Origin of the sequence: Kocuria sp. SM24M-10 (assembly GCF_001027955.1) — a bacterium.
GTDB classification, from domain to species: domain Bacteria; phylum Actinomycetota; class Actinomycetes; order Actinomycetales; family Micrococcaceae; genus Kocuria; species Kocuria oceani.
This window is the reverse complement of record NZ_LDNX01000046.1, coordinates 26,727-52,443: the sequence shown is the minus strand read 5'-3', so window position 1 is coordinate 52,443 and position 25,717 is coordinate 26,727. Positions and strand designations below refer to the sequence as shown.

Sequence of the window (25,717 nt, the reverse complement as noted above, 5' to 3'; positions counted from 1 at the left end):
CATGCTCAGCGCCGCCCTGGGGGCGCTGGAGACCATCGAGGAGTGGGACCTCATCGCCCGTGCCCGCCGGATCGAGGAGATCATCCGCGAGGAGCTCACCCCGGTGGCCGAGGAGACCGGCATCGTCGGGGAGATCCGCGGCCGCGGCGGCATGATGGCGCTCGAGTTCGTGCTGCCCGGCGGCAAGGAGCCGGACGCGGACGCCGCCAAGGCCATCGCCGCGGAGTGCCTGGCGCAGGGCGTCATCATCCTGACCTGCGGAACCTTCGGCAACATCGTGCGCCTGCTGCCCCCGCTGGTCATCGGCGAGGACCTGCTGCGCGACGGCCCCTCGTGCTCGTCGCCGGTCGGCACCGGATGCGGTCAGCCGGAGCAGCGCTCCTGCAGGGCCCGGGCCTCCCGGGCGACGCTGAGCATGGACCGTTCGCCCTGCCGGTACTCGTCGACGGCCTGGCGGACCGAGGCGATCTGCCCGGAGAGCTCGGGCGGCGCGGTGGCGGCGAGGTCCTCGACCTCGGCGAGCAGCCCGGCCGGGTCCTCCTGCAGCCGCTCCGGGGCGGTGCGGGCCGCCTCCAGCACCCGGGCGCAGGTCTCCTCCACGGTGCTGACCGAGGCCCGGTCCGAGGCGCCGCCGGAGGCCCGGGCCGACGCGCTGCCGGAGGCCGACGGCGCCGGGGCGCCGGGCTCGGCCTCGCGGTCGAAGAGGGAGCAGCCGGTCAGGGCCAGGAGCAGGGCGGACGCCGCCGCGGCACGGGCCGCGGCGGAACGGGGCGGGCGGGAGGTCGGCACGGGGGCCCTCCTGTGCGGATCGGGGACCGCGGTCGCGGTCCGGGCGCCCTCACCCTACTAGCCTGGGCACCACGCCCCACAGTGTGTCCCGGACCGCCGTCCCCGGACCGCCGTGGCCGAGACAGGAGCCGCCGTGACCGGGATCGGGGACCTCACCGCCGTGCAGCTGAGGGACGCGCTCGCGCGCGGGGAGCTGGGCGCCACGGAGACCACGGAGTTCTTCCTCGCCCGGATCGAGGAGCGCAATCCGCAGCTGGGCGCGTTCGTGCACGTGGCGCACGGACCGGCGCTCGCACGGGCCCGCGCCCTCGACGCCCTGCCCGCCGGTGCGCCCCGCGGGCCGCTGCACGGGGTGCCGCTCGCGGTGAAGGACCTGCACGACGTCGCCGGCATGCCCACCGGCTACGGCTCCGCGGCCGTGGCGGACCCGGGGACCGGGGCGGCGGCCGCCGCCGAGGACGACGACCTCGTGGCCGTGCTCACGGCCTCCGGCGCCGTGTGCCTGGGCAAGACCCAGGTCCCCGAGTTCGGCCTCAACTGCTACTCCGAGAACCTCGTGGCCCCGCCCGCGCGGAACCCGCACGATCCCACCACCGGCGCCGGCGGATCCTCCGGCGGCCAGGCCGCTGCCGTGGCGGCCGGCATGCTCCCCCTGGCCCCGGGCTCCGACGGCGGGGGCTCCGTGCGCATCCCGGCGGCGGCGTGCGGTCTGGTGGGCCTGAAGCCCAACCGCGGGCGGGTGCCCACCGCCGACGCGCAGTCGGACGCCGCGCAGCTCGTGGTCAACGGACCCATCGCCCGCACCGCGGAGGACGCGGCCCTGCTGCTGGACGTGCTCTGCGCCCCGGCCCGCGGACCGGCCCACGGCAACGTGGTGCACCGGGCGGTGGCCGCCGCACCGCAGTCATCCTTCCTCGAGAGCGTGCGGGCCGCCCGCCGGGGGGACCTGCCCTGGGGCGGGCGGCCGCTGCGGATCGGGGTGAGCACCGCCTCGCCGTTCGACACCGTCCACGACATCGAGGTCTCCCCCGAGGCGCGGGCCGCCCTCGACGCGGGGGTCGCCCGACTGCGGGCGGCCGGGCACGAGGTCGGCGAGGCCTCGATCGGCTACGACCCCGAGTATCCCGGGGCATTCTTCGACGTCTGGACCACCTCGATGGGCACCGCGCCCCTGGACCACGAACAGGCGCAGCGGCTGACCGGCCTGGCGGCGGCGTTCCGCGCCCGCGCCCTGCGCCGCTCGGCCGTCGAGCTCGCGCGCGCCGTGGGCACGCTGCGCCGGATCGAACAGGACGTGATCCGGGCGTACGGGGCCTGGGACATGGTGCTCACGCCCGCGCTCGCCATGACGCCGCGGCCCCTGGGCTGGTACTGGGCCGGGCACGACCAGGAGGACCCCGCCGGCGCGGACCAGGACTACAGGCGTCAGTGCCAGTACACGCCGTGGACCTCCGTGGTGAACGTGGTGGGCCTGCCCGCGGTGACCGTCCCGACGCTGTGGACCAGCCCGGCGGTCGGCGGGCCGGTCGTCCCGATGGGGGTCCAGCTCATCGGCCGCCCCAGCGCGGAGGCGCAGCTGCTCGCCGTCGTCGCGCAGCTCGAGGACGCCCCGCACTGAGTCGCCCGGCACCCGGACGCGGCCCCGGCCCACCGCGCCCGCACCCGCGGCGGACCTGCCGCACGCGAGCGCCCGCCGGCCGTGGCACGGCCGGCGGGCGCGCTGGGTCCGCGGCGGGCTCAGGCGTCCGGCGTGGTGGCCGCCTCGGGGTCCTCCTCCGGCTCGAAGCCGGTCCGGTCCTCGTCGGTGGTCAGCCCGATGCCCTGCTCGTTGTCGGGGACGGTGCCCTCCGGGCCCTTGCCCGAGTCCTCGTTCGTCTCGTCGGGTGCTTCGCTCATGCTGCCGGCCTCCTTGCTGGGTCGTGTCGCTGGGTCGTGCGCTCGCTGGTGCCCTCATCCTGTCCCACCGGCCCCGATTCCTCCAGGTCTCCCGCGCGCGCCTCGCGCAGAGCGGAATCGGCGAAACCTGGCGACGTGATCGCGTGCCAGCCTCCGCGCGCCGCGGAGGCTGGCGGTAGGTTGGGCGGCATGACCAATCGTGCGGGCACCGTCGCCCAACCCAGTGACCTCGTCGACCTCGGCAAGCTCCTCGACGCCTACACGGACGTCGTGCCGGACCCGTCCGACCCGGACCAGCGCGTGGCCTTCGGCACGTCCGGGCACCGGGGCTCGTCCCTGAAGGGCTCGTTCAACGAGCAGCACATCGCCGCGATCACGCAGGCGATCGTGGAGTACCGCGCCGGCCAGCGGATCACCGGGCCCCTGTTCATGGGCAAGGACACCCACGCGCTCTCCGGGCCCGCCCAGGACACCGCGCTCGAGGTGCTGGCCGCCAACGACGTGACCGTCCTGCTGGACTCCCGCGACGGCTACGTGCCCACCCCGGCGCTGTCCCACGCGATCCTCACCCACAACAGCGGCCGGGTCGAGGGCATGGCCGACGGCATCGTCATCACCCCCTCGCACAACCCGCCCTCCGACGGCGGCTTCAAGTACAACCCGCCCAACGGCGGCCCCGCCGACACCGACGCCACCGAGTGGATCGCCCGGCGCGCCAACCAGTTCCTGGAGAACGGCATGGCGGGGGTCCGCAGGGTGCCCCTGGCGCAGGCCCGTGCGGCGGGGACCACCGGCGGCTACGACTTCCTCGAGGAGTACGTGCGGACGCTGCCGGAGGTCATCGACCTCGGCGTGATCCGGGACTCCGGCCTGCACATCGGCGCCGATCCCATGGGCTCCGCCTCCGTGGCCTACTGGGGCGAGATCGCCCAGCGCTTCGGGCTGAACATGACGGTGGTCAACCCGTCGGTGGATCCGCAGTGGGCGTTCATGACCCTGGACTGGGACGAGAAGATCCGGATGGACTGCTCCTCGCCCTCGGCCATGGCCTCCCTCATCGGCGCCCGGGACAAGTACGACATCGCGACCGGCAACGACGCCGACACGGACCGCCACGGCATCGTGACCCCGGACGCCGGCCTGATGAACCCGAACCACTACCTCGCCGTGGCGATCGACTACCTCTTCCGGCACCGCACCGGGTGGTCCCCGGAGGCCGGGGTCGGCAAGACCCTGGTGTCCTCCTCGATCATCGACCGGGTCGCGGCCTCCCTGGGCCGCGAGCTCGTGGAGGTGCCGGTCGGCTTCAAGTGGTTCGTGCCCGGGCTGATGGAGGGCTCGATCGGCTTCGGCGGCGAGGAGTCCGCCGGCGCCTCCTTCCTGCGCACGGACGGCTCCGTGTGGTCCACGGACAAGGACGGGATCATCCTCGCGCTGCTGGCCTCGGAGATCACGGCCCGGACCGGGAAGACCCCGTCCCAGCGCTACGCCGAGCTCACGGCGGACTTCGGCGCGCCCGTCTACCAGCGCATCGACGCGCCCGCGACCCGCGAGCAGAAGGCCGCGCTGAAGCAGCTCTCCCCCGCCCAGGTGGAGGCCGACACCCTGGCCGGGGAGCAGATCACCGCCAAGCTCACCAACGCCCCCGGCAACGGCGCGGCGATCGGGGGACTGAAGGTCACCACCAAGAACGCGTGGTTCGCGGCGCGCCCGTCCGGCACCGAGGACGTCTACAAGATCTACGCGGAGTCCTTCCTCGGCGAGGAGCACCTGGCGCAGGTGCAGCAGGAGGCCAAGGCCCTGGTGGACGACGTCATCTCCTGAGGCGGCCCGGGCCGCCTCAGGGCCGCGGCCGGACCCAGACCGCCTCGGCGGCCAGGACGCCCACCTCCACGACGGCCCCGCCCACCGTCACGGCCACGCCCCGGGGCAGGACCTCGCCCAGCACGAGCTCCGTCCCGGGGCGGATGCCGGCCTCGCCGAGCCGGCGCAGCCGGCCCGGGTCGGCGTCGGAGACCCGGGCCACCACCGCGGTCGTGCCCGGCGGGACCTCGGCCAGCAGCACGGCCGTGGCCGGCGGCACGGTGCCGTCCGGCCGCGGGATGGGGTCCCCGTGCGGGTCCCGCTCCGGGTGGCCGAGGAGGGCGTCCACCCGGGCGATGAACCTCTCGCTCACCGCGTGCTCGAGCACCTCGGCCTCCTCGTGCACCTCGTCCCACGCGTAGCCGAGCCGGGTGGCGAGGAAGGCCTCGAGGACCCGGTGGCGCCGGACCATCTGCACCGCGACCTCCCGGCCCCGGTCCGTCAGCACGATCCCCGCGTGCTCGGTGCGGCCCAGCAGGTTCTGCGCCGTGAGCTTCTTGACGGCCTCCGAGACGGTCGACGGCGACAGGCCCAGCCGCTGGGCCAGGCCGGTGGTGGTCACCGGGTCGGCCGACCACTCCTGGGCCAGCCAGACAGTCTTCAGACAGTCCTGGACGGACCGGTTCAGCTCCTCCGCGCGCATCCCACCAGGGTAGCGACCCGCGGAGCGGCAGCACCCGGCCGCCGGGAGCCGGACGTGGTGGCGCATTGTCCACGCGGCGGCCCCCCGTGTCACGAAGAACCATTCGGAATCTTTCGTGTTGCGCACTGTGACGCCGCCCCGGACACACCGGACGCCGGAGCCTAGCCTGGGAGCAGTGCCCGAGCGGCCCCGGCGCCGCGGTCCCCGTCCTCCCCGGAAGGAATCCCATGTCTCTCCACCTGCTCGAGATCGTGCCCGCCTCCCCGTCCAAGGACGCCGTGACCCAGCTCATCGCCACGGTCTCCGAGGCCGTCCCCGCGGCGGGCGCCGAGGTCATCGAGTCCCAGGTCACGGCCGATCACGGACGGGTCTTCGTGATCGTCGAGGCCGAGGACGCCGTCGAGGGCCTCGCCGGGACGGTGCGCTCCGCCGCCGGTGACGCCGCCACGGAGGTCACCGGTCCCGACGCCGTGCGCCTCGTGGGCGCCGAGCTCGAGGACATCAAGAAGCTGCGGGGCGACGCCCAGTACCTGGTGGAGTGGGACATTCCCGCCGAGATCACCATGGAGCAGTACCTGGCCCGCAAGAAGGCCAACTCCCCGAAGTACGCCGAGGTGCCCGAGGTCTCCTTCCTGCGCACGTACGTGCGCGAGGACACCGCCAAGTGCCTGTGCTTCTACAACGCCCCCGACGAGGCGTCCGTGGAGCGGGCCCGCCAGGCCGTGGGCACCCCGTTCGACCGGCTGTTCAAGCTCAACGTCTGAGCGGACCGCAGCACTCGGCGGCACGGCGGCCCCCACGACCCGGGGGCCGCCGTCGTGCGTCCCGCCCCCGGACCCGCCCCGCCGTGCGCACCGGACCCGCCCCGCACACCCCGGCAGAACGGAAGACCATGACCCAGTCCACCCGCCCTCCGTCCGCGCCCGGCGGGCCGGCCCCCGGCGGCCGGCCCCTGCTCGCACCGCTGGTCGACTACCCCGACCACGACGTCGTCCGCCGCACGGCCGCGGCACGGGCGCACGACGTCGACACGGCCGTCGAGTCCCCGTGGGAGACCCTGCGCGAACTGGGGGCCCGGGGGCTGCTGGACCTCGGGCTGAGCGGGTCGCTGGCCCAGCAGGCCGCCGTCGTGTTCGACCTGGCCACCGAGTGCACCGCCACGGCGTTCTCCCTGTGGGCGCACCGTGCGACCGTGGAGTACCTGGCCGCCACCGGGACGGAGATCCCCGCGGACGTGCGGTCCGGGGCCGTGCCCGGGTGCTCGGCGATGGCCCCGGCGTTCAAGGACGCCGCCGGCATCGGGGAGATCCCCGTGACCCTCACCGACGGCGCCGCGGGACCGGTCCTCAACGGCACCGTGCCGTGGGCCTCCAACCTGTACCCCGAGGGCGTCGTGGTGCTGCCCGCCGTGCGGGAGGACGGCTCGCGCGCGGTGCTCCGCACCCGGGTCGCGGCGCCCGGCGTGACGGTGCGGCTGCTCGAGGACCTGATGGCGCTCAACGCGACGGCCTCGGGCGTGCTCGTGCTCGAGGACGTGCCCGTCGACCTCGCCGAGGACCTGCTGAGCGAGGACGTCCCGTCCTTCCTCACCGCCGTCCGGGGCCCGTTCCTGCTGCTGCAGACCGCGTTCTGCCTCGGCCTCTCGGCCGCCGCGCTGACCGCCGCGCACGAGAGCATGCAGGGCGTGGCGGACGTGTTCCGGGAGGAGCTGGAGCAGGCGACCGCCGACCACGGGCGGCTGCGGGCCGAGCTGCTGCGCCTCGCGGAGGCACCCCGCGAGGCGGGGCCCCGGGAGCTGTTCTCCCTCCGGCTGGACGCCGCGCTGCTCACCGGCCGGGCCACCCGGATCGAGGGGAAGGTGGTGGGCGGGCGCGGCTACGCCATGTCCTCCCCCACGGCGCGCCGGGCCCGCGAGGCCGCGTTCCTGCCCGTGCAGTCCCCCACGGAAGGTCACCTGCGGTGGGTGCTGCAGAACCTCGCCTGAGCCGCGCCGCCCCGCGGCCCGCGCTCACCGTCCGCGGGCTGCGCAAGAGCTACCCGGGGGCCTCCGCCCCCGCCCTCGACGGGGTGGACCTGACCCTGCGCAACGGCGAGACCCTCGCGGTGCTGGGCCCCAGCGGCTCCGGGAAGTCGACCCTGCTGCGGGCCATCGCCGGGCTCGAACCCCTGGACGGGGGCAGCATCGAGTTCGGCGACGCCGACGACCGCTTCGCCGTGGTCTTCCAGGACCCCGGGCTGTTCCCCTGGCTGTCGGTGCGCCGGAACATCGCCCTGGGCGGGCGGTACCGGCGCAACCGCGACCGCTTCGAGGACTCCAGGGTGGACGAGCTGCTCGAGATCCTCGGCCTGGCCCAGCTCGCGCACACCCCCGTCCAGGAGCTCTCCGGCGGGCAGGCCCAGCGCGTGTCGGTGGGCCGCGCGCTCGCGGTGGACCCCGACGTGCTGCTGCTCGACGAGCCGTTCAGCGCCCTGGACCCGGCCACCCGCAAGGACCTCCAGCTGTGGCTGCGCGCCCTGACGACCGAGCTGGAGCTGACGGTCTTCCTCGTGACCCACGACGTCGACGAGGCCATCACCCTCGGCGACCGGATCGGCTTCTTCGCCGGTCCGCGCGGATTCCGGCAGCAGTGGGTGCCGGCGCAGGACGGCACGACGGCCGAGCAGATCCTCGCCCACTACCGCGGGGCCGACGACGGCTCCGGGAACTGGGTCATATGAGCACCGGCGGGCCGAGCCGGCGGGTGCTGCTGCGGGCCGGGGCCGGGGCGGCGGCGCTCACCGGGCTCGGCTGGGGAGCCGGGGCCCTGTACGCCGACCGCCAGCAGGACGCCCGGGCGGCGTCCGGGCCGGCGCGCCCGGTGCGGATCGGGTACCTCCCCATCACGGACGCCTCCCCCCTGCTGGTCGCCCACGCCAACGGGTACTACCAGGACGCCGCCGTGCCGGTCGCCGAGCCGGTGCTCTTCCGCAGCTGGGCCTCCCTGTCCGAGGCCTTCGTGGCGGGCAAGGTCGACGTGATCCACATGCTCATGCCCATGGCCCTGTACATGCGCTACGGGCTGCGGGCCGACGTCCGCATCACCGCCTGGAACCACATCAACGGGTCCGCGCTCACGGTGCGCCCGGACGTGCACCGGCTCGGGGACCTGTCCGGGGAGTCGGTGGCGATCCCGGCGTGGTGGTCCGTGCACAACGTGATCGTGCAGAAGATGCTGCGCGAAGCCGGCCTCACCCCGGTGATGCGCGAGACCCCGTCCCGGCAGGACCGCACCGTCGCCCTCCTGCCCATGGCCCCCTCCGACATGCTCCCGGCCCTGAACAACGGGGTGATCGGCGGCTACGTGGTGGCCGACCCGTTCAACGCGGCCGCCGAGGCGAAGGAGGTGGGGACCATCCACCGGTTCCTCGGCGACGTCTGGCACGACCACGCGTGCTGCGTGACCATGATGCGCGGCGAGCTCATCCGCCACCGCCCGGCGCAGGCCCAGGGATTCATGGACGCCCTCGTCCGGGCGCAGGCCTGGGCCCGGGACAACCGCCCCGAGACCGCGGCGCTGCTGTCCGCCGGCTACCTCCCCCAGCCCCGGCCCGTGATCCAGAAGGCCCTGACCTACTCCGCCGCCGCGCACCAGGACGCTCTGCACCACCCCGCGTGGAGCGGCGAGCGCCTGGACTTCCGCCCGTATCCGTACGCCAGCTTCACCGAGGAGCTGGTGCGGGCCATGCAGGAGACCGTCGTCGACGCCCCGGCAGGGTTCCTCGACGGGCTGGACCCGGCCGCCGCCCACCGCGAACTCGTCGAGGACACGCTCGTGACCCGCAGCATCGAGAAGGCCGGCGGGCTGAGCGTCTTCGGCCTGACCGGCACGACCCGCACCGAGGAGATCGCCCCATGAGCGCCCCGCACCGGACCCCGCAGGACGCCGCGGGCTTCCCCACCGACCTCGACGGCGCCGCCCGGACGGACCCGTCCCGCACCGGCCCGCCCCGCTCCGGACCGGCCCGTTCCGCTGCGGCGCGGCCCGCCCCGCGCCCGCGGTCCCGCTGGGCCGGCCCGGCCTGGGGGCTCTTCGGGGTGCTGGTCACGGTCGCCGTGTGGTGGGCCTTCACGCACGCCGCGGCGGGCGCCAGCACGATGATCGCCGCGTTCCAGCCCGAGCGGATGCCCGGCGCCGTGGCCTCGCTGTTCGAGCGGGGCGTGGTCGTCCAGGACGGCCTGACCAGTCTGTGGCGCCTGCTGTGCGGGCTCGGCGTGGCCACCGGGCTCGGCGTGCCCCTGGGCCTGCTCATCGGCTCCTACCGCCGCTTCCGGTGGACCAGCGCCCCGGTGGTGCAGTTCCTGCGCATGGTCTCCCCGCTGTCCTGGGCGCCGGTGGCCGTGGCGCTGCTCGGGGTCGGCAACGCGCCCGTCATCTTCCTGGTGGCCGCCGCCGCGGTCTGGCCGATCACCATGAACACGGCCGCGGGCGTCGCGGCCCTGGACCCGCTGCACCTGCGGGTCGCCGAGACGCTCGGGGCCACCCCCGCCGAGCGGCTGCGCACCGTGGTGCTCCCGAGCATCCGCCCGTTCGTCATGACCGGCGTGCGGCTGGCCCTGGGGATCTCGTGGGTGGTCATCGTCCCGGCCGAGATGCTGGGGGTCAGCAGCGGCCTGGGCTACGAGATCCTCAACGCCCGCGACCGGCTGGCCTACGACGAGATGCTCGTGGTGATCCTCGTCATCGGTCTGCTGGGCATGGCCCTGGACGGGCTCGCGCAGTGGTTGCTGCGCGAGCCGCGTCCGCGCCGCTGAGCGCCGGCGGGCGGATCAGCGGGCCCGGAAGCGGGCCCGCTTGTGCGAGCCGTCGCAGAAGGGCTTGATGGAGGAGGCTCCGCACCGGCACAGCGCCACGGTGGCCCGCCCGGGGTCGATGGGGCGGTCGTCCCCGTCCAGCAGCTCGTAGCCGCCGCGCACGAGCAGCGGGCCGTCCGGGCACACGGTGATCGACACCGGCTCGGTGGGTCCGCCGGGCCCGGGGTCCAGGACCGGCTCGTGGTCCTCGGCGGGGCGCTCCGCGCTCACCGCACCAGCTCCGCAGCACCGGACCGGGAGGACTCCGCCGGGGCCGGGCGCAGCGCGGACTCCCCCGCCTCCCAGCGGGCCAGCGCCTGACGGGCGGCGAGCGCGTCCAGGTGCAGCACGCAGCGGGCGCCGAAGAAGACGTCCGCCGCGACGGCGGGGTCCTCGACCACGAGCCCCCCGGCCATGTCCCGGGCGGCGATCTGCTCGTGGGCGGCGTCGGCCTCGACGTGCTCGTCGTAGAACGCGGCCGCGGCCGGCAGGCCCAGGCGGTGGAAGCCGCGCGCCAGGAACTTGGAGGGCACCGACGAGGTCATCTCGTACATCGCCAGGTGCCCCACCACCGCCCCGCGCAGCCGGCGGTGCAGGCCGAACATGCTGACGGTGTTCACACCGGCGAGCCACTCCGCGGGCACCCGGTCCACGGCGCTGCCGTAGGAGTCGTCGAGGCCGGCCTCGCGCATCCCGGCCGCGAACAGGGCCGCGTGCATCCGGGCGGCGTTGCCGCCCCCGTACTCGTCGATCTGGATCTCGATCAGGCCGGCCTTCGCCCGCCCGCTCAGCCGCGGGATCCCCCAGGTGTGCGGGTCGCCCTCCATGAGCTGGTAGACGGACTTCAGCTGCAGGAACTCCCGTGCCTGCCCGGCGTCCGCCCGGCCGGAGAGGTGGCGTGCCAGGCTCGGGCCGTCGTCGTCGGCGGCCATGGCGAACAGCGCGTCCGCGACCGACTGCGGGGTGTCCGGCACGGTGTCGGCGGGCAGCTCCGCGCGCAGCTGCGCCTCGAGCGCGTCCGAGAGGATCCCCCGCGTGCGCAGCAGCTCGGGGTCGCTCTCCCAGCGGTCGTCGACCTCGTCGATCCCCTGGTAGTGCAGGGCGTGCAGGAGGAACAGGCCGAGCTGGACGTCGTCGTCGGCGAGGACGCTGCCTGCGCGGGACACGGCGGCGCGGGCGGCGTCCGGCAGCGCCGCGGCCCGGGACTCCGCCGCCGGGGTGCCGGGTGCCTCCCGGAACGCCGCGAGGAGGTCCTCGCCCAGCGGGCCTCGTGGCTGTGGCTGACGCATGTGTCGACTCCTGTTCGTCCGGTGGGGTGAACCGGCCACCATCATAGTTTCCATCACCGTGCTGATCATATGGAGGGCGTCCGACACGTGCCGTGCCCCGGGGCGCCGGGCAGCACCGCCCAGGGCATCGCACGGGCACCGAGTACAGTGGTGGGGGCCCGGCTCCGGGCTGCACCCCGCCGTCGAGGAGACCCGCATGAGTTCCCCCGTGCCCGGACAGACCACCGCCGCCGCCCGTCTCGGACTGGGCTGGCGCCTGCACGGCGACGGCCGCACCGTCACCGCCGGGGAGGTCGTCACCCCCCGCGAACGGCTCACCTGGCCCCGGACCGTCACCATCGGCGCGCAGCACGTGGTGGCCATGTTCGGCGCCACCTTCCTGGTGCCGCTGATCACCGGGTTCCCGCCCTCCACGACGCTCTTCTTCTCCGGAGTGGGCACGATCCTCTTCCTGGTGATCACGGCGGGACGGGTGCCCTCCTACCTGGGGTCCTCCTTCGCGTTCATCGCCCCGATCAGCGCCTCGACCAACCAGTACGGCCCCGGCGGCGCGCTCGGCGGCGTCCTGATGGCCGGTGCGGCGCTGTTCCTGATCGGTCTCGTGGTGCAGTTCGCGGGCACGTCCTGGCTCCAGCGGCTCATGCCGCCCCTGGTCACCGGCACCATCGTGGCGCTCATCGGCTTCAACCTGGCCCCCTCCGCCAAGGAGAACTTCATGGCCGCCCCCGTCACCGCGCTCGTGACGCTGGCCTCCATCGTCCTCATCTCGGTGCTCTTCCGCGGCCTGCCCGGGCGCCTGTCGATCCTGCTCGGCGTGTGCCTCGGCTACGTCACCGCGGTGCTGCGCGGGGAGGTGGACTTCTCCGTGCTCGGCGCCGTGTGGCGGGAGCAGGGCCTCTTCGGGCTGCCCCCGTTCCAGGCCCCCGAGTTCCACCTGCCCCTCATGGGCCTGTTCATCCCGGTGATCCTGGTCCTGGTGGCGGAGAACATCGGGCACGTGAAGTCGGTGGCCCTGATGACCGGCGACGACCTCGATCCCTGGATCGGGCGGGCCATCATGTCCGACGGGCTGGCCACCGTGATCGCCGGCTCGGGCGGCGGCTCCGGGACCACGACCTACGCCGAGAACATCGGCGTCATGGCCGCCACGCGCGTCTACTCGACGGCGGCCTACTGGGTGGCGGCCCTCGTGGCGATCCTGCTGAGCGTCTTCCCCGTGTTCGGTGCCGCCGTGGCCACGGTCCCTGCCGGCGTCCTCGGCGGGGCGGCCACGGTGCTGTACGGGATGATCGGCATGCTGGGTGTGCGGATCTGGGTGCAGAACCGTGTGGACTTCTCCAACCCGGTCAACCTCACCACCGCCGCGGTCGCCATGATCATCGGCATCGCGGACTACACGTGGGAGGCCTTCGGCCTGCAGTTCGCGGGGATCGCCCTGGGCACCGCCGCCACGCTCGTGGTCTACCACCTCATGGCGGCCCTGGCCCGCGGACGCGGCACGGTGGGCAGCGATCCGCTCGCCCCGGACACCACGCGCATGCCCTCCCCGCTGGGCTGAGCGACCGGCGTCCGCCTACCCGTCGGTAGAGGAAATATGCGCGCCAGTGGCCGGATATTTTGGTGACGTCCGTCACCTCTCCCCTAGCGTGGAGTGCGGGGGCCGAGCAGCCGGCCACGCACGATCCGCTGCGGGGAGAGAAACCACATGCACCACAAACTGTCCGTTCTCGTCCAGGTCGACCTGGACGGCAGGCACGTCCGGCTCGTCGTCACCGGGTGCGTCACCGAGGTCAACCACCGGGCCCTGTGCCCGTTGGTCCGGCGTGCCCGCACCCTGGTGCCGGGGATCGCGGTGGTCGTGGACGCCTCCTCCGCCCACCACATCGAGCCCGCCGCCGTGGACCTGCTGCGCTGGGCCGCTGAGCACGACGACGCCGTGCAGGGCACCCCGCCCGTGGAGTTCGTGCTGCCCGACGAGCTGCCCGCCCACGGCGCCGTCACCCGGCTCGCCACCTGGACGCCCGCCCGCCGTGGCCGGGACGCCCCCGAGCCCGTGGGGCCGCGGCACCCCGCACGGCGCCGCACCGCGCCCCGGGCCCGGCTCGCCGGCTGACCCGGGGCCGTCCCGCCCGGTCCCGTCCGTTGGAGGAGAAGCCCGTGAGCACGATCCGCCGCGCCCTGACGGCCCACCCCGCCGCGCCGGAGCTCCCCCGCCAGGAGCGCTCGGAGGATTCCGAGTGCCTCGAGGCGTGCGTCGAGACGGCCCAGGTGTGCCTGATCGCCGCCGACGCCCGCGTGGAGGAGGAGGCCGTCGCGGAGCTGCTGGCGCGCAGGAGCTGACGTGGACGCGCCCCAGGTGTTCCGGTTCGAGGAGCTCGGGATGTCGGTCGTCGCCCGGGTGAGCGGCAAGAACGCCTCCCTCGGGGAGAGGGTGCGGGAGCCGACTACCCGGGGGCCGCGTGCCGGGAGGCTTCGCGACCTCCTCCGGCGCCTACCGGGCCCACGTCACGGCCAACAGGATCGGCCCGACCCTGCGGGAGCGGCTCGAGGAGCGCGACACGGGCCGAAGGTCCGCATGGTGGGCGAGAGCCCCGCCGACGTGGTCCTGGCCGAACAGTCCGCCGAACGGTTCGACGGCTTGTCCATCGGCTCCGACGACCTCACGCAGCTCGTCCTGGGCGTGGACCGGGACGCCGGGGCCCTGCGCGCGCTGTTCGACGAGCGCGACGAGGCCGTGACCCGGACGATCAGCGAGGCGATCCGCAAGGCCCATGCCGCCGGCATCCCGATCGGCATCTGCGATCAGGGGCCCGGCAACCACCCGGACTTCGCGGAGTTCCTGGTGCGTGAGGGCATCGACTCGGTCTCCCTGAACCCGGACAGCTTCCTCCGGACCGTCCGGCGCATCGCCGAGACGGAGCAGGGGATCGGCCACGAACCCGCGAGGGAGCGCAGGAGGACCATGGAGTCATGACGCTCTCCGTCGGCTCGCGCCCGGACACCGACGTCGACCCGGACCGCGCCGGCCGGTGGCTGGCGTTCCCGCGGCGCCATCCGCTGGTGGCCGTGACCCTGGCCGTGCTCGCCGTTGTCCTGGGATTGCTGGCCGCCGGGCAGCCGGTGCCGGCCCAGTGGCTGGGCTCGGGCTGGGCGCTGGCCGTGGCCGCCCGGGTGGCGTGGGGCATGGTCGAGGACGTCCTCGCCGGGCACTGGGGTGTGGACCTGCTGGCCGTCACCGCGATCGGCTCCACCGTGGCGGTCGGGGAGTACCTGGCGTCCCTCGTGGTCGTCCTCATGCTCACCGGCGGGCAGGCCCTGGAGGACTACGCCGCGAACCGGGCCCGGAGGGAGCTCAACGCGCTGCTCGAGCGCGCCCCGGTCCTCGCCCACCGGATGCGCCCGGACGGGTCCGTCCAGGACGTCCCGGTCGAGGAGGTCCGCCCCGGGGACGAGCTGATGGTCCGCCCCGCCGAGGTCGTGCCCGTGGACGGGGAGCTGGTCGGCGCGGACGCCGACTTCGACGAGTCCTCCATCACCGGGGAGAGCCTGCCCGTGACCCGCCGCGCCGGGGAGCCGGTGCTCTCCGGCGCGCTCAACGAGCAGCGGGCCGTGATGCTGCGGGCCACCGCGACCGTGGCCGACAGCCAGTACTCCCGGATCGTGGCGATGGTGCGCGAGGCCGCCGCGTCCCGCGCACCGGTGGTGCGCCTGGCCGACCGCTACGCCGTGCCCTTCACCGCGTTCGCCTTCCTGGTGGCCGGTCTGGCCTGGTGGTACCACCGGGACCCGGTGGTCTTCGCCGAGGTCCTCGTGGTGGCCACCCCCTGCCCGCTGCTGATCGCGGCTCCCGTGGCGTTCCTGGGAGGCATGAGCCGGGCCGCCCGCAACGGCGTCATCATCAAGGACGCCGGCACCCTGGAGCGGCTCGCGACGGTGCGCACCGCCGCCTTCGACAAGACCGGCACCATCACCTACGGCCGCCCGGAGCTGCTGGCCGTGCACGCCCGTCCTCCGTTCCGCCCGGACGAGCTGCTGCTCCTGGCGGCCTCGGCCGAGCAGTACTCCTCCCACGTGCTCGCGTCCTCCGTCCGGGAGGCCGCGCTCGCCCGGGGGCTGGTCCCGGTCCCGGCCGAGGACGCCCACGAGGAGGCCACCCACGGGGTCACCGCCACCGTGGCCGGGCGCCGGGTGGTGGTCGGCAAGCCGGCCCACGTGGCCCGCTCCGCCCCGGACGTGGTGGAGCGGGCGCTGGGCCCCGGTGAGCTGGCCGTCTACGCGGCCGTGGACGGCCGCTTCGCCGGCACCCTGGTGATGAGCGACCAGGTGCGCGAGGACGCCGCCGCCACGATGGCCGACCTCGCCCGGCTCGGGGTGCGGGAGATCCTCGTGCTCAGCGGTGACGCCCGCGCCACCGTGGAGCACGTCGCCGCGGCGCTGGGCATTCCCCGGGTGCTGGCCGAGTGTCTGCCCGAGGACAAGGTCCGCGCCGTGCGTGACGCCCCGGGACGGCCGGTGCTGATGGTCGGCGACGGCGTCAACGACGCCCCCGTGCTCGCCGCCGCCGACGTCGGCGTCGCGATGGGCGCCCGGGGCGCCACGGCCGCCAGCGAGTCCGCCGACGTCGTGGTCCTCACCGAGGACCTCGCCCGGACGGCCGGCGCCGTACGGATCGGCCGGCGCACGGTGCAGGTGGCGCTGCAGAGCATCTGTCTGGGCATCGCCCTGTCCGTGGTGCTCATGCTCGTGGCCGCCACCGGGGCGGTCCCGGCGGTCGCCGGGGCCCTCAGCCAGGAGGTCGTGGACCTCCTGGCCATCCTCAACGCCCTGCGCGCCCTGGGCGGACCGCGCCGCGAGCGCGGGCTCCCCGCCCGGTGACGGCCGCCCGTCCGATGCCGGGGGCAGGGGGCAGGGGGCAGGGACGTCCGTCAGTGCGTGACGACCAGCACGGGGCAGCCGGCGTGGGCCACGCAGGCGCGGGAGACCGAGCCGAGGCCCGCGCCGGGCATCCCGCCGTGTCCGCGGCGGCCGAGCACGAGCAGCGCGGCGTCCCGGCTCTCCTCGACCAGCCGGGCCGCCGGCCGGCCGTGGACCAGGCGTGCGCCGAACCGTTCGGGCAGCTCCGCCCCGAACGTGTCGGCGACCGCGGACCGCAGCCGCTCCTCGGTCCCCGCGGGCGGACGGCCGGGGTCCACGGCCTGCCAGCCCTCGTAGATCCGCGGTCCCTCCCAGCACATGACCGCGACGAGCGGAACGCCCAGCCCGCGCGCGATCCGCGCTCCCGCGCGGAGGGCCTCCCGCGAGGCGTCGGAGCCGTCGACGCCGACGAGGACCTCTCGTCCGGTTCCTGTCACCACAGCCGTCCTCCTCCGTTCCGGTGCCACTGGTCTCAGAAGCCGGAGGGCTCGGTCTCCAGCTCGGGCTCCTCCGGCGGCGGCTCGTGGCCCAGCGGGCGCAGCGCGGAGGTCTCCTCGAACCAGAGCAGGGCGTCGTAGCGCTCCCCCATGCGGGTGGGGACGTAGTTGCCGGCCTCGCGCCACGGGTGGTACACCACCCCGATGGCCCGGTGGCCGAACCGCCCCGACAGCCAGGTCCCGGAGCGGTCCCGGCCGAACACGAGGGCCGCCGGCCCGCCGAGGGCCCGGTGCAGGAGGTCTTCGGCGGAGCCGGAGCGGGCCTCGGGCACGGCCACGACCTCCTCGGCCGCCCCCCAGGACTCCGCCGCGACCACGGTCCCGCTCCAGCCCGCCATGCCGACGAGCACCACCTCGGGGGCGCTGTGCCGCTCGCGCAGCAGCTGTCCCACGTTGACCAGCCCGGCGTCGAACATGTCCGTGGCCCGGGCGTCCCCCACGTGCGAGTTGTGCTCCCACACGAGACCCTTGGCGCCGGGGCCGTGGTGCCGGGAGAGCAGCTCCGCCGTGTCCGCCATGTGCTCGTCGCGCACGTTCCAGGACTGCCGGTCGCCGCGGACCATGGTGCGGTAGTAGCGCTCGGCGTCGGTGGCGACCATGGCGTTGAGCGCGGCGTCGAACGCGGCGGGGTCGTCCTCCAGCCGGCCGAGCGTGCGCCGACGGACCTCCGCCAGGAGGGCGACGACGTCGGCCTCGCAGCTCTCGGGCACGATCCGGGTGCTCCACGCGTACTCGTGCGGGTCCTCGTGGAACGGGACGAAGCACTGCCACGCCTGCAGGGCGGCCGGCAGGGCCTCGGGCTCGTTGGCCTCGAGCCAGGTGATGATCTCCCGCAGCGAGTCCCACAGCGAGTAGACGTCCAGCCCGTAGAAGCCCACCTGCTCCGCCTCCGGCCGGCGCGCGTTCTCCTCCCGCAGCCAGTCGAGGAACTCGGCGACCTCCTCGTTCGCCCACATCCAGCGGGGCCAGCGGCCGAAGCCGGCCAGGACCCCGCGGGCGTCCCGGTCCTGCTCGGCCTGTCCGCGCACCCACCGGTTCAGCCGCCAGCAGTCGGGCCAGTCGCCCTCCACCCCGACCCAGGTGAAGCCGTGCTCCTCGATGAGCCGGCGGCTGAGCAGCGCCCGCCACCGGTAGTACTCGTGGGTGCCGTGCGAGGCCTCCCCCACGGCCACGAACCGGGCCCCGGCGCAGCGCTCGACGAGCAGGTCGAGGTCCGGGGCGCCCGCCAGCGGAGCGGCCAGGGAACGGATCTCGGCGAGGACCCCGGCGGCCCGGGTCCGCTCGTGCGCGGCGGGGGTCACCGGAGGTCTCCGCCGGTGTGCTCCCGGACCGCTGCCAGGTGCCGGAGGAACCAGTCCCGGGCCAGCCCGGCGGCCTCGTCGAGCGTGCCGGGCTCCTCGAACAGGTGCCCGGCGCCCTCCACGACGGCCAGCCGGGTGGGGCACTGCATCGACTCCTGCGCCCAGCGGTTCAGGCCCAGCACCTCGACGTCCCGGCTGCCGACGATCAGCAGGGTGGGCGCCTGCACGCGGCGCAGCCGCTCCCCCGCGAGATCGGGGCGGCCGCCGCGGGAGACGACGGCCGCGACCGGCGCCCCGGGCTCGGCCGCCGCCCACAGGGCGGCACCGGCCCCGGTGCTCGCCCCGAACCAGCCGACCGGTGAGGCGGCGGAGCCGGGCTGCTCCCGCAGCCAGGCGGTGGCCAGGAGCAGCCGGCGGGCGAGCAGCTCGATGTCGAAGACGTTGGCGCGCTCGGCCTCCTCCTCGTCGGAGAGCAGGTCGAGCAGCAGGGTGCCCAGGCCGGCCCGCTGCAGCACGGAGGCCACGTACTGGTTCCGCGGACTGTGCCGGCCGCTGCCGCTGCCGTGGGCGAAGACCACCACCCCGGCGCCGGGAGCCGGCAGGTGCAGGTGGGCCTCGAGCCGCGTCGAGCCGGCCGGGATGCGCACGTCGGCGTCGACGGGATCCCCGGGCGCGTCGGCGCTGCGCGCGGGGGGCAGCTGCGCCTCGTGCCGGCGGCGGGCGGCGTCCAGCAGGGCGACCACCTCGTCGTCCTCCGTCGCGGAGAAGTCGCGGTAGTGGTGGCCCACGGCCGCGAAGTAGGGCGGGGTGGCCAGGCAGATCACCTCGTCGGCCTCGGTCACCCGGCCGAGCGCCTCCTCCGGGGCGACCGGCACCGCGAGCACCACCCGCCCGGCGCCCAGCTGGCGGGCTATCCGGCAGGCCACGCGCGCGGTGGAGCCGGTGGCGATGCCGTCGTCGACGACGAGGGCGGTCCGGCCCGTGAGGTCGATCCGCTCCCGCCCCTCCCGGAACCGGGCGGTCCGGGCCTCGAGCACGGCGCGCTCCCGCTCCTCGATCCGCTCCAGCTGCGCGTCCGTCACGCCGAAGTACTGCAGGGTGCGCTCGTCGAGCACCCGGGCGCCCTCCTCGCCGATGGCGCCCATCGCCAGCTCCGGCTGGGAGGGGACACCCAGTTTGCGGACCACGATGACGTCGAGCGGGGCGTCGAGCATCCGGGCCACCTCATAGGCCACCGGCACTCCGCCGCGGGGCAGTCCCAGCACCACCACGTCCCGGCCGCGCAGGGGCATCAGCCGCCTGCCGAGCCGGTGTCCGGCGTCGGCCCTGTTCTCGAAGACCACCATGTCTTCCACCACCCCTCCGGCGGGCGCGTCCCGGCGCCGCCTCGTCCCGGTGCCGCCTGCACCGGGGATCGGACGCCGGAGCGGATGCTCCCAGCGTAGGCAGGGGCACAACGCGGTGGAAGACCCGCCCGCCAGGTGACGGACGTGGACATCGCCGCGGGTCGGGCCGATAATGCGAGCACCCGGGGCCGGCTACGGCCCGCACGAACCACCCCGCACGAACCAGCCCGCACGGCGGGAGGACGGAGCACACCGCATGGGCGACCGCATGCAGACCCGGACCATGGGAACGGTCTACGCGCTCTTCCTGGGGGCGCTGATCGCCCTCTTCGTGGGTCTCGGCGTCGGCACGGTCCACCCCGGGCCCCGGGAGCCGGAGGCGTCCCCGGAGCTCGTCGCCGCGCAGGAGGTCCGGGAGCTCACCGCGGAGGAGCAGCAGCAGTGGGCGGAGCACCTGGTCGAGCGTGAGGAGTGGGAGGAGCAGTCCATGCGGCACAGCCGGGACGTGGGCGTGGCCACCCTGGTCGTGGCCGTGGGGCTGCTCGGGCTCGGCCTGCTGGTCGAGCGGCGCGGGCCGGTGCTGGCCAACGGCATCCTGCTGGGCGGGCTGTTCACCCTGCTCCACAGCGTGGTGCGCAGCCTGATCTCCCAGGACACCCTCGTCACCTTCGGGGTGGTCACGGTGTCCCTGGTGCTGGTCCTGTTCCTCGGCTACCGCCGCTTCGTGGACCGGCCCTCCGGCTCCGTGGGGACGGCCGGCCCGGTGCGCGTGGTGGTCAGCCGCAACGGCAAGGACCCCTCCCACCGCTGAGCGCGCCGGGCGGGCCGGTCAGAGCGGCAGCGGGAGCTTCTCGCCGAGCACGGCCCGGACCGCGTCGGCGTCGACGTCCGCGACGGAGGCGTGCTCCCACACCGGGGCGTTGTCCTTGTCCACGAGCACCGCGCGCACGCCCTCCGCGAAGTCGGGCCGGGCGATCGTGTCCGCGGCCAGGCGCAGCTCCCGCTCCAGGCAGGAGCGCACACCGTCCTCGGCCGCGCCGCGCTCGAGCAGCTCGAAGGTGCGCACCAGCGAGGACGGGCTCATGCTCGTGAGGTCCTCGGGGGCTGCGGCGACGATCTCCTGCAGGGTCGGGGCCCCGTAGCGGTCCTCGATCTGCTCCCACCGGGCCACGACGGGCGAGGGCTCCGGCTCGCGCGCGAAGCGGGCGAGGGCGTCGGCGGGTCCCTCCTCCACCACGGCCGCCGCGAGGTCGGGGAAGTCCTCGTCGGCCACGAGGACGTCGGCCAGCCCGAGGGCCACGGCGTCCGCGCCGCTGATCCGCTGCCCGCCGAGGGCGAGCCAGCGCCCCACGGCGAGGCTGGGCTCCCCCCGGCGGTCCGGGCGGGAGACGCGCGGCAGGAACCAGGAGGCGCCGATGTCGGTGAAGAAGCCGATCTTCGTCTCCGGCATCGCCATGACGGTCGAGCCGCCGACCACCCGGTGGGATCCGTGCACGGAGATGCCCATGCCGCCGCCCATGCAGATGCCGTTCATGAGCGCCACGTAGGGCTTGGGGTAGTCCGCGATCAGGCAGTCGAGGGCGTACTCCACGGCGAAGACCTGCGTCGCCGCCTCCAGCCGGCCCTCGCGGACGGCGTCCCGCACCTGCCGGATGTCACCGCCGGCGCACCAGGCCTTGGCGGAGGCCGAGGTGACCAGGACGTGGTGCACGGCGTCGTCGTCCTTCCACGCGTCCAGGGCGGCCTTCAGGTCGTGGTACATCTGCGCGGTGAGCGCGTTGAGCTGGCGGGGACGGTTGAGCACGAGGTGCCCGGTCCCGTTGCGGACCTCGGCGAGGACGTGCTGGTCGGTGTCCGCGGGCGGGGCGGCGGTGTGGGTCATGGCCCCACCCTGCCACGCGGCACCCGGGCGTGTCATGGCTCACACGCCCGACGGCGGCCACTGCCCCCGCTCGGCCAGCAGCTCGGCGAGGAGATCGGCGCGGTCGGTGACGATCCCGTCCACGCCCAGCTCCAGCAGCTCGGCCATCTCGGCGGTGTCGTTGATCGTCCACACGTGCACGTCGATGCCGTGCCGGTGGGCGAAGTCCAGGAAGCGGGGGGTGACGAGCTCGAGCTGGGCCCCGCCGCGGAGCCGGTGCCGCCGCGGGATCTGGACGGTGTCGAAGGGCGCGATCCACCGGGCCGCGGCCCGCCGGGCCAGACGCCAGCTCGGCCCGCCCAGCCAGGAGCACACGAGCAGCAGGCGCATCCCGCCCTGGCCGGAGGAGGTGGGCACGGGCCGCCCGGCGAGCTCGTGGAGCCGGCGCAGCGTGCGCCGGCGCCGGCTCTCGGAGAAGGACGTCACCCGCACCCGGTGCACGGCCCCCAGCGCGTGGAGCAGCGGGGGCAGGGCGGTCACCGACGCCTCGTCCTTGACGTCGATGTTGAGCTTGAGCTCCGGGAGCTCGGTGAGCAGGTCGGCGAGTCGCGGGATGCCGCCGGCCCCGGCCACCCGCCGGGACCGGATCTGCTCCCACGTCAGGCGGGAGACCTCCCCGGCGTCGCCGGTCACGCGGTCGAGCGTGCCGTCGTGGAAGGACAGGACCACGCCGTCGGCGGTCGTGTTGACGTCGGTCTCGATCCACTCGTAGCCGAGGTCGCGGGCCGCCCGGAAGGCGTCGAGGGTGTTCTCGGCGCCCTCGCGCGAGAAACCGCGGTGGGCGAGGGCGGCGGGGATGTCGCGCCGGCGCGCTGGAGGGGTCACATCCCCATTGTTACCCCGTGGTAGCGGAATGTCCCGCCCGTGACGCGCCGGGTCGGCGGGCGTGCAGCAGCGCCTCGATCACCTGGGCCACCCCGTCCTCCGCGAAGGGCGGGGCCGTGCGGCCCACGGCCCGGGCGACGGCGGGGTGCCCGCTCGCCATCGCGTAGCCGTGGCCGGCCCAGGTCAGCATCTCGAGGTCGTTGGGCATGTCCCCGAAGGCCATGACCTCGTGCGGCAGGATCCCGCGCTCGGCCGCGTACTGCTCGAGGGTGCGGGCCTTCGTCAGCCCCCGCTGGCCCATCTCCACGAGCGGGGCGGCCGCGACCGAGTGCGTGACGGACAGCCGTCCGGCCACCAGGTCGGTGAGCGCCCGGTAGTACTCCTGCGGGTCGGCGGAGTCCAGCTTGGCGAGGAACTTCACGAGGCCCGTGCCGGCGGGCAGGCGCTCCCGCAGCGGGCCGACCCGCGGGGCGCCGATCTCCATGCGGTCGGTGCGGGCCCAGCCGTGGTCGGTGTAGACGCCGTCCAGGGTCTCGGCGGCGAACAGCGTGCCGGGATGGCGGGCGGCCACCTCCTCCATGACCGCGAAGGCCTCGGAGACCGGGAACAGGCTGGACTCCACCACGACGTCGGCGGTGAGGTCGTAGACCACCGCGCCGTTGGAGCAGATCACCACGCCCTGGTGCGCCAGCTGGTCGCGCAGCGGATCGAGCCAGCGCATGGGGCGGCCCGTCACGAACACCACGTGCAGACCTTCGTCCTGGGCGGCCCGGATCGCCTCGACGGTGCGGGGGCGGAACCGGAAGTCGTCGCCCAGGACGGTGCCGTCCAGGTCGCTGGCGATCAGCTTGACGGGTGCCGCGTCGCCGGGCACCTCCAGGGGCGGGGTCACGGGCGCGGGATCACGGCTCCTCGCGGCGCCGGCCCGGACGCACGCGGGCCGGCGGAGGGTGCGCGGTCGGGCACGACGGCCTCCTGTCGGTCGGGCACGGACGGATCGGTTCGGTGCGGCTCAGGAGGAGGGCAGCTCGTCCGCGCGCGGCAGGTCGGCGCCGGCGCGCGAGACCGTGACGCCCGCCGCCGAGGCGGCGTAGCGCAGCAGCTCGCCCACCTGCTCCGCGTCGAGGTCGTCGAGCCGCTCGCGGGCCGGCGCCCCGGTGAAGCCGTGGTCGGTCAGCCAGGCCAGCAGCGCGGCCATGAACGAGTCGCCGGCACCCACGGTGTCCACCACCTCGGCAGGGGCGGCGGGCACCTGCGCCCCCCGCGGGCCGGTGGCGCGGGTGAGGGCCCAGGGCCCCAGGGGGCCGCGGGTGACGACGACGAGCTCCGCGCCGGCGCGGAGCCAGGCCGCGGCGCTCTCCTCGACGCTGCGGTGGGGGTAGAGCCACAGCAGGTCCTCGTCCGAGGCCTTCACGACGTCGGCGAGGGCCACGAGCTGCTCGGCTCGCGCCCGGGCCCGCGAGGAGTCGGGGATGATGGACGGCCGGCAGTTGGGGTCGTAGGAGACGAGCGCGGTGGCCTGGGCCAGCTCCACGGCGTGGCGAACCTTCGAGGCCCCGGGCTCGAGCATCGCGCCGATCGACCCGACGTGCAGCAGGGTGGTGTCCCGGAGCAGCTCGCCCAGCTGCTCGTCGCCGAGGTCCAGGGACCAGTCCAGCTGGAAGTCGTAGGTCGCGGCGCCGTCGTCGCCGATGACGGCCTCGGCCACGGAGGTCGGCCGGGCGTCGGCCTCGAACGGCAGGAGCACGCCGTTGTCCCGCAGGTGGGCCTCGACCTGGGCGCCGTACTCGTCCTCGCCGTAGCGACCCAGGAACTGGACCCGGTGCCCGAGGCGGGCCAGGCCCACAGCCACGTTCATCGGGCTCCCCCCGGCGTGCGCGCGGGGCTCCTGTCCGCGCTTCGAGACCACGTCCACGAGCGCCTCACCGATCACCGTCAGCATGTCCTCACGGTAGCACCCGCGGCTCCCGCCGCACCGGCGTCCGGGGCCGTAACGCGGCCCCGTCCCGGCGCCGCGGTGCCCTTAGAATGGGCGGTGGCACCGTGCGCGACCCGCAGCGGCGCGCGCACCCGAGACCGCGCAACGAGGCGCGGCCTGTCACGGCCGGACACGATGACGTCCCCGGCCGAGGAAGAGAGTCATTCTTGAGCACTCCCGAAAGCTGGTCCGACCGCGAGGCCCTCGCCGAGCTCATGGTCCCCCTGGTCGGCCGCCTGCACCGCGAGAACAAGGTCGTGCCGACCGTCTACGGCCGTTCGCTGGTGCACAAGTCCGTCACCCAGATCCTCAAGGCGCACCGCTTCGCCCGCCGCATCGACGGCCAGGAGCTTCCGCTGGAGGACACCACCCGCCTGCTCGAGGTGATGTCCGGGCTCAACCTCGGCACCTGCGCGGTGGACCTCGGCAAGCTCAACCGGCTGGCCCGGGAGTCGGACCAGGACCTCGAGGCGTTCCTGCGCGAGGAGCTCGCCCCGGTGGTGGACCGCAAGGCGCAGAACCTCCCGGAGTCCCAGGACGTGGTCCTCTACGGGTTCGGCCGCATCGGCCGTCTGCTCGCCCGCATCCTGGTGAACCGCAACGACGGCACCGGGCTGAACCTGCGCGCCGTCGTGGTGCGCAAGAAGCCCGGCAACGACCTGGTCAAGCGCGCCTCGCTGCTGCGCCGGGACTCGGTGCACGGGAAGTTCGACGGGACGATCCACGTCGACGAGGAGAACGAGGTCATCACCGCCAACGGCGTGGCGATCAAGTTCATCTACGCGAACGACCCCTCCGAGATCGACTACACCGCCTACGGCATCGACAACGCGATCGTCGTGGACAACACGGGCGTGTGGCGCGACGAGGCGGGCCTGTCCAAGCACCTGCAGTCCAAGGGCGTCGCCAAGGTCCTGCTCACGGCCCCGGGCAAGGGCGAGCTGAAGAACATCGTGTGCGGCGTCAACGACGACATGATCACCCCGGAGGACACCATCCTCTCCGCCGCGTCCTGCACCACCAACGCGATCACCCCGGTGGTCAAGGTCGTCAACGACAGGTACGGCATCGCCCAGGGCCACGTCGAGACGGTGCACTCCTACACGAACGACCAGAACCTCATCGACAACTGGCACAAGGGCGACCGCCGCGGCCGCTCCGCCGCGCTGAACATGGTCATCACCGAGACCGGCGCCGCCAAGGCCGTGGCCAAGGCCCTGCCGGAGATGGCCGGGAAGCTGACCGGCAACGCGATCCGCGTGCCCACCCCGGACGTCTCCATGGCCATCCTGAACCTCCAGCTCGAGGAGGCACCGGAGTCGGAGGCCGCCGTCAACCGGTACCTGAGGGACATCTCGCTGAACTCGTCCCTGCGCAAGCAGATCGACTACACCGACTCCCCGGAGGTCGTCTCCACCGACTTCGTCGGCTCCCGCCGGGCGGGCGTCGTGGACGGCCTGGCCACGATCGTCAACGGCAGCTCGCTGGTGCTCTACGTCTGGTACGACAACGAGTTCGGCTACTCCTGCCAGGTGGTGCGGGTGCTCGCCCGGATGGCCGACATCGCCATGCCGCAGTTCCCGGCCGAGCGGGTCGCGGTGGGCGCGCTGTCGGGCTGATGCGC

At 74.6% G+C, this 25,717-nt stretch carries 25 protein-coding genes and 1 pseudogene; 15 read left to right on the top strand and 11 right to left on the bottom strand.

Annotated elements, in window-relative coordinates; translation table 11 throughout:
• Positions 1–850 (top strand): aminotransferase class III-fold pyridoxal phosphate-dependent enzyme (locus ABL57_RS22910; protein WP_047802431.1); only part of this gene is annotated, 850 nt, incomplete at its 5' end.
• Positions 851–922: 72 nt separating this feature from the next.
• Complete coding sequence (locus ABL57_RS05490; protein ID WP_047802430.1) at positions 923–2,407, top strand: amidase; 1,485 nt, start codon at positions 923–925, stop codon at positions 2,405–2,407.
• Between the two features lie 119 nt (positions 2,408–2,526).
• Here the strand turns inward: ABL57_RS05490 and ABL57_RS22195 are convergent, their stop codons facing one another.
• Positions 2,527–2,685 (bottom strand): hypothetical protein, encoded by a 159-nt coding sequence (locus ABL57_RS22195; RefSeq protein WP_158041167.1) that lies wholly within the window; start codon positions 2,683–2,685, stop codon positions 2,527–2,529.
• A 189-nt stretch (positions 2,686–2,874) separates the two neighbouring features.
• Between ABL57_RS22195 and pgm the strand changes: the two genes are divergently transcribed.
• A complete protein-coding gene (gene pgm, locus ABL57_RS05485; protein WP_047802429.1) occupies positions 2,875–4,509 on the top strand; it encodes a phosphoglucomutase (alpha-D-glucose-1,6-bisphosphate-dependent) in 1,635 nt (544 codons plus the stop codon).
• 16 nt (positions 4,510–4,525) lie between these two features.
• Here the strand turns inward: pgm and ABL57_RS05480 are convergent, their stop codons facing one another.
• On the bottom strand, positions 4,526–5,191 hold the full coding sequence (locus ABL57_RS05480) for a metal-dependent transcriptional regulator (protein ID WP_047802428.1): 666 nt from the start codon (positions 5,189–5,191) through the stop codon (positions 4,526–4,528).
• A gap of 227 nt (positions 5,192–5,418) precedes the next feature.
• On the opposite strand from ABL57_RS05480, the gene ABL57_RS05475 reads away from it, so the two are divergent.
• From ABL57_RS05475 to ABL57_RS05455, 5 genes are all read left to right on the top strand, one after another.
• Complete coding sequence (locus tag ABL57_RS05475) at positions 5,419–5,955, top strand: DUF4242 domain-containing protein (protein WP_047802427.1); 537 nt, start codon at positions 5,419–5,421, stop codon at positions 5,953–5,955.
• Positions 5,956–6,083: 128 nt separating this feature from the next.
• Positions 6,084–7,175, top strand: coding sequence for an acyl-CoA dehydrogenase family protein (locus ABL57_RS05470; protein ID WP_053004768.1), 1,092 nt, complete (start codon positions 6,084–6,086; stop codon positions 7,173–7,175).
• Positions 7,151–7,909 carry an ABC transporter ATP-binding protein gene (locus tag ABL57_RS05465; RefSeq protein ID WP_238985986.1) on the top strand — a complete coding sequence of 253 codons (759 nt, stop codon included), beginning with the start codon at positions 7,151–7,153 and terminating at the stop codon, positions 7,907–7,909. Before ABL57_RS05470 ends, ABL57_RS05465 begins: the two co-directional genes overlap by 25 nt.
• On the top strand, positions 7,906–9,087 hold the full coding sequence (locus tag ABL57_RS05460) for an ABC transporter substrate-binding protein (protein WP_047802426.1): 1,182 nt from the start codon (positions 7,906–7,908) through the stop codon (positions 9,085–9,087). The genes ABL57_RS05465 and ABL57_RS05460 overlap by 4 nt, the downstream gene beginning before the upstream one ends.
• Positions 9,084–9,983, top strand: a complete 900-nt coding sequence (locus ABL57_RS05455) for an ABC transporter permease (protein WP_238985985.1) — start codon at positions 9,084–9,086, stop codon at positions 9,981–9,983. Before ABL57_RS05460 ends, ABL57_RS05455 begins: the two co-directional genes overlap by 4 nt.
• Before the next feature lie 15 nt (positions 9,984–9,998).
• On the opposite strand, the gene ABL57_RS05450 is transcribed toward ABL57_RS05455, so the two are convergent.
• Together ABL57_RS05450 and ABL57_RS05445 are read right to left on the bottom strand one after the other, a co-directional pair.
• Positions 9,999–10,253: a CDGSH iron-sulfur domain-containing protein gene (locus tag ABL57_RS05450; protein WP_238985984.1), complete on the bottom strand. Its 255-nt coding sequence runs from the start codon at positions 10,251–10,253 to the stop codon at positions 9,999–10,001.
• A complete protein-coding gene (locus ABL57_RS05445) occupies positions 10,250–11,311 on the bottom strand; it encodes an iron-containing redox enzyme family protein (RefSeq protein WP_047802425.1) in 1,062 nt (353 codons plus the stop codon). The genes ABL57_RS05450 and ABL57_RS05445 overlap by 4 nt, the downstream gene beginning before the upstream one ends.
• A 196-nt stretch (positions 11,312–11,507) precedes the next feature.
• Between ABL57_RS05445 and ABL57_RS05440 the strand changes: the two genes are divergently transcribed.
• From ABL57_RS05440 to ABL57_RS05420, 5 genes and pseudogenes are all read left to right on the top strand, one after another.
• Positions 11,508–12,869: a uracil-xanthine permease family protein gene (locus ABL57_RS05440; protein WP_047802424.1), complete on the top strand. Its 1,362-nt coding sequence runs from the start codon at positions 11,508–11,510 to the stop codon at positions 12,867–12,869.
• Between the two features lie 147 nt (positions 12,870–13,016).
• The gene (locus tag ABL57_RS20615) at positions 13,017–13,424 is read left to right on the top strand and encodes a hypothetical protein (RefSeq protein ID WP_053004767.1); all 408 of its coding nucleotides are present in this window, start codon (positions 13,017–13,019) and stop codon (positions 13,422–13,424) included.
• A 44-nt stretch (positions 13,425–13,468) separates the two neighbouring features.
• Positions 13,469–13,651: a hypothetical protein gene (locus ABL57_RS05430; protein ID WP_053004766.1), complete on the top strand. Its 183-nt coding sequence runs from the start codon at positions 13,469–13,471 to the stop codon at positions 13,649–13,651.
• A gap of 196 nt (positions 13,652–13,847) precedes the next feature.
• Positions 13,848–14,285, top strand: a pseudogene (locus ABL57_RS05425) (putative PEP-binding protein); the annotation flags it as partial.
• On the top strand, positions 14,282–16,186 hold the full coding sequence (locus tag ABL57_RS05420; RefSeq protein ID WP_053004765.1) for a heavy metal translocating P-type ATPase: 1,905 nt from the start codon (positions 14,282–14,284) through the stop codon (positions 16,184–16,186). The pseudogene ABL57_RS05425 and the gene ABL57_RS05420, both read left to right, overlap by 4 nt.
• Positions 16,187–16,236: 50 nt before the next feature.
• On the opposite strand, the gene ABL57_RS05415 is transcribed toward ABL57_RS05420, so the two are convergent.
• From ABL57_RS05415 to ABL57_RS05405, 3 genes are read right to left on the bottom strand one after another with little or no spacing between them, the layout of a single operon-like run.
• A complete protein-coding gene (locus ABL57_RS05415; RefSeq protein ID WP_047802422.1) occupies positions 16,237–16,665 on the bottom strand; it encodes a universal stress protein in 429 nt (142 codons plus the stop codon).
• Positions 16,666–16,697: 32 nt separating this feature from the next.
• Positions 16,698–18,023 carry an erythromycin esterase family protein gene (locus ABL57_RS05410; protein ID WP_047802421.1) on the bottom strand — a complete coding sequence of 442 codons (1,326 nt, stop codon included), beginning with the start codon at positions 18,021–18,023 and terminating at the stop codon, positions 16,698–16,700.
• A complete protein-coding gene (locus tag ABL57_RS05405; protein WP_203225557.1) occupies positions 18,020–19,369 on the bottom strand; it encodes a phosphoribosyltransferase in 1,350 nt (449 codons plus the stop codon). Before ABL57_RS05405 ends, ABL57_RS05410 begins: the two co-directional genes overlap by 4 nt.
• A gap of 256 nt (positions 19,370–19,625) precedes the next feature.
• On the opposite strand from ABL57_RS05405, the gene ABL57_RS05400 reads away from it, so the two are divergent.
• A complete protein-coding gene (locus ABL57_RS05400) occupies positions 19,626–20,180 on the top strand; it encodes a hypothetical protein (RefSeq protein ID WP_047802420.1) in 555 nt (184 codons plus the stop codon).
• An 18-nt stretch (positions 20,181–20,198) separates the two neighbouring features.
• On the opposite strand, the gene ABL57_RS05395 is transcribed toward ABL57_RS05400, so the two are convergent.
• The 4 genes from ABL57_RS05395 to ABL57_RS05380 all read right to left on the bottom strand — a co-directional run bounded on the left by ABL57_RS05395 (position 20,199) and on the right by ABL57_RS05380 (position 24,057).
• Positions 20,199–21,251 carry an enoyl-CoA hydratase/isomerase family protein gene (locus tag ABL57_RS05395; RefSeq protein WP_047802419.1) on the bottom strand — a complete coding sequence of 351 codons (1,053 nt, stop codon included), beginning with the start codon at positions 21,249–21,251 and terminating at the stop codon, positions 20,199–20,201.
• 39 nt (positions 21,252–21,290) lie between these two features.
• Positions 21,291–22,115 carry a glycerophosphodiester phosphodiesterase family protein gene (locus ABL57_RS05390; protein WP_047802418.1) on the bottom strand — a complete coding sequence of 275 codons (825 nt, stop codon included), beginning with the start codon at positions 22,113–22,115 and terminating at the stop codon, positions 21,291–21,293.
• Positions 22,116–22,125: 10 nt separating this feature from the next.
• Complete coding sequence (locus ABL57_RS05385) at positions 22,126–23,007, bottom strand: HAD family hydrolase (protein ID WP_238985983.1); 882 nt, start codon at positions 23,005–23,007, stop codon at positions 22,126–22,128.
• A 120-nt stretch (positions 23,008–23,127) separates the two neighbouring features.
• A complete protein-coding gene (locus tag ABL57_RS05380) occupies positions 23,128–24,057 on the bottom strand; it encodes a carbohydrate kinase (RefSeq protein WP_047802417.1) in 930 nt (309 codons plus the stop codon).
• 203 nt (positions 24,058–24,260) lie between these two features.
• Between ABL57_RS05380 and ABL57_RS05375 the strand changes: the two genes are divergently transcribed.
• Positions 24,261–25,712 carry a glyceraldehyde-3-phosphate dehydrogenase gene (locus ABL57_RS05375; protein ID WP_075871209.1) on the top strand — a complete coding sequence of 484 codons (1,452 nt, stop codon included), beginning with the start codon at positions 24,261–24,263 and terminating at the stop codon, positions 25,710–25,712.
• The last annotated feature ends 5 nt before the right edge of the window (positions 25,713–25,717 follow it).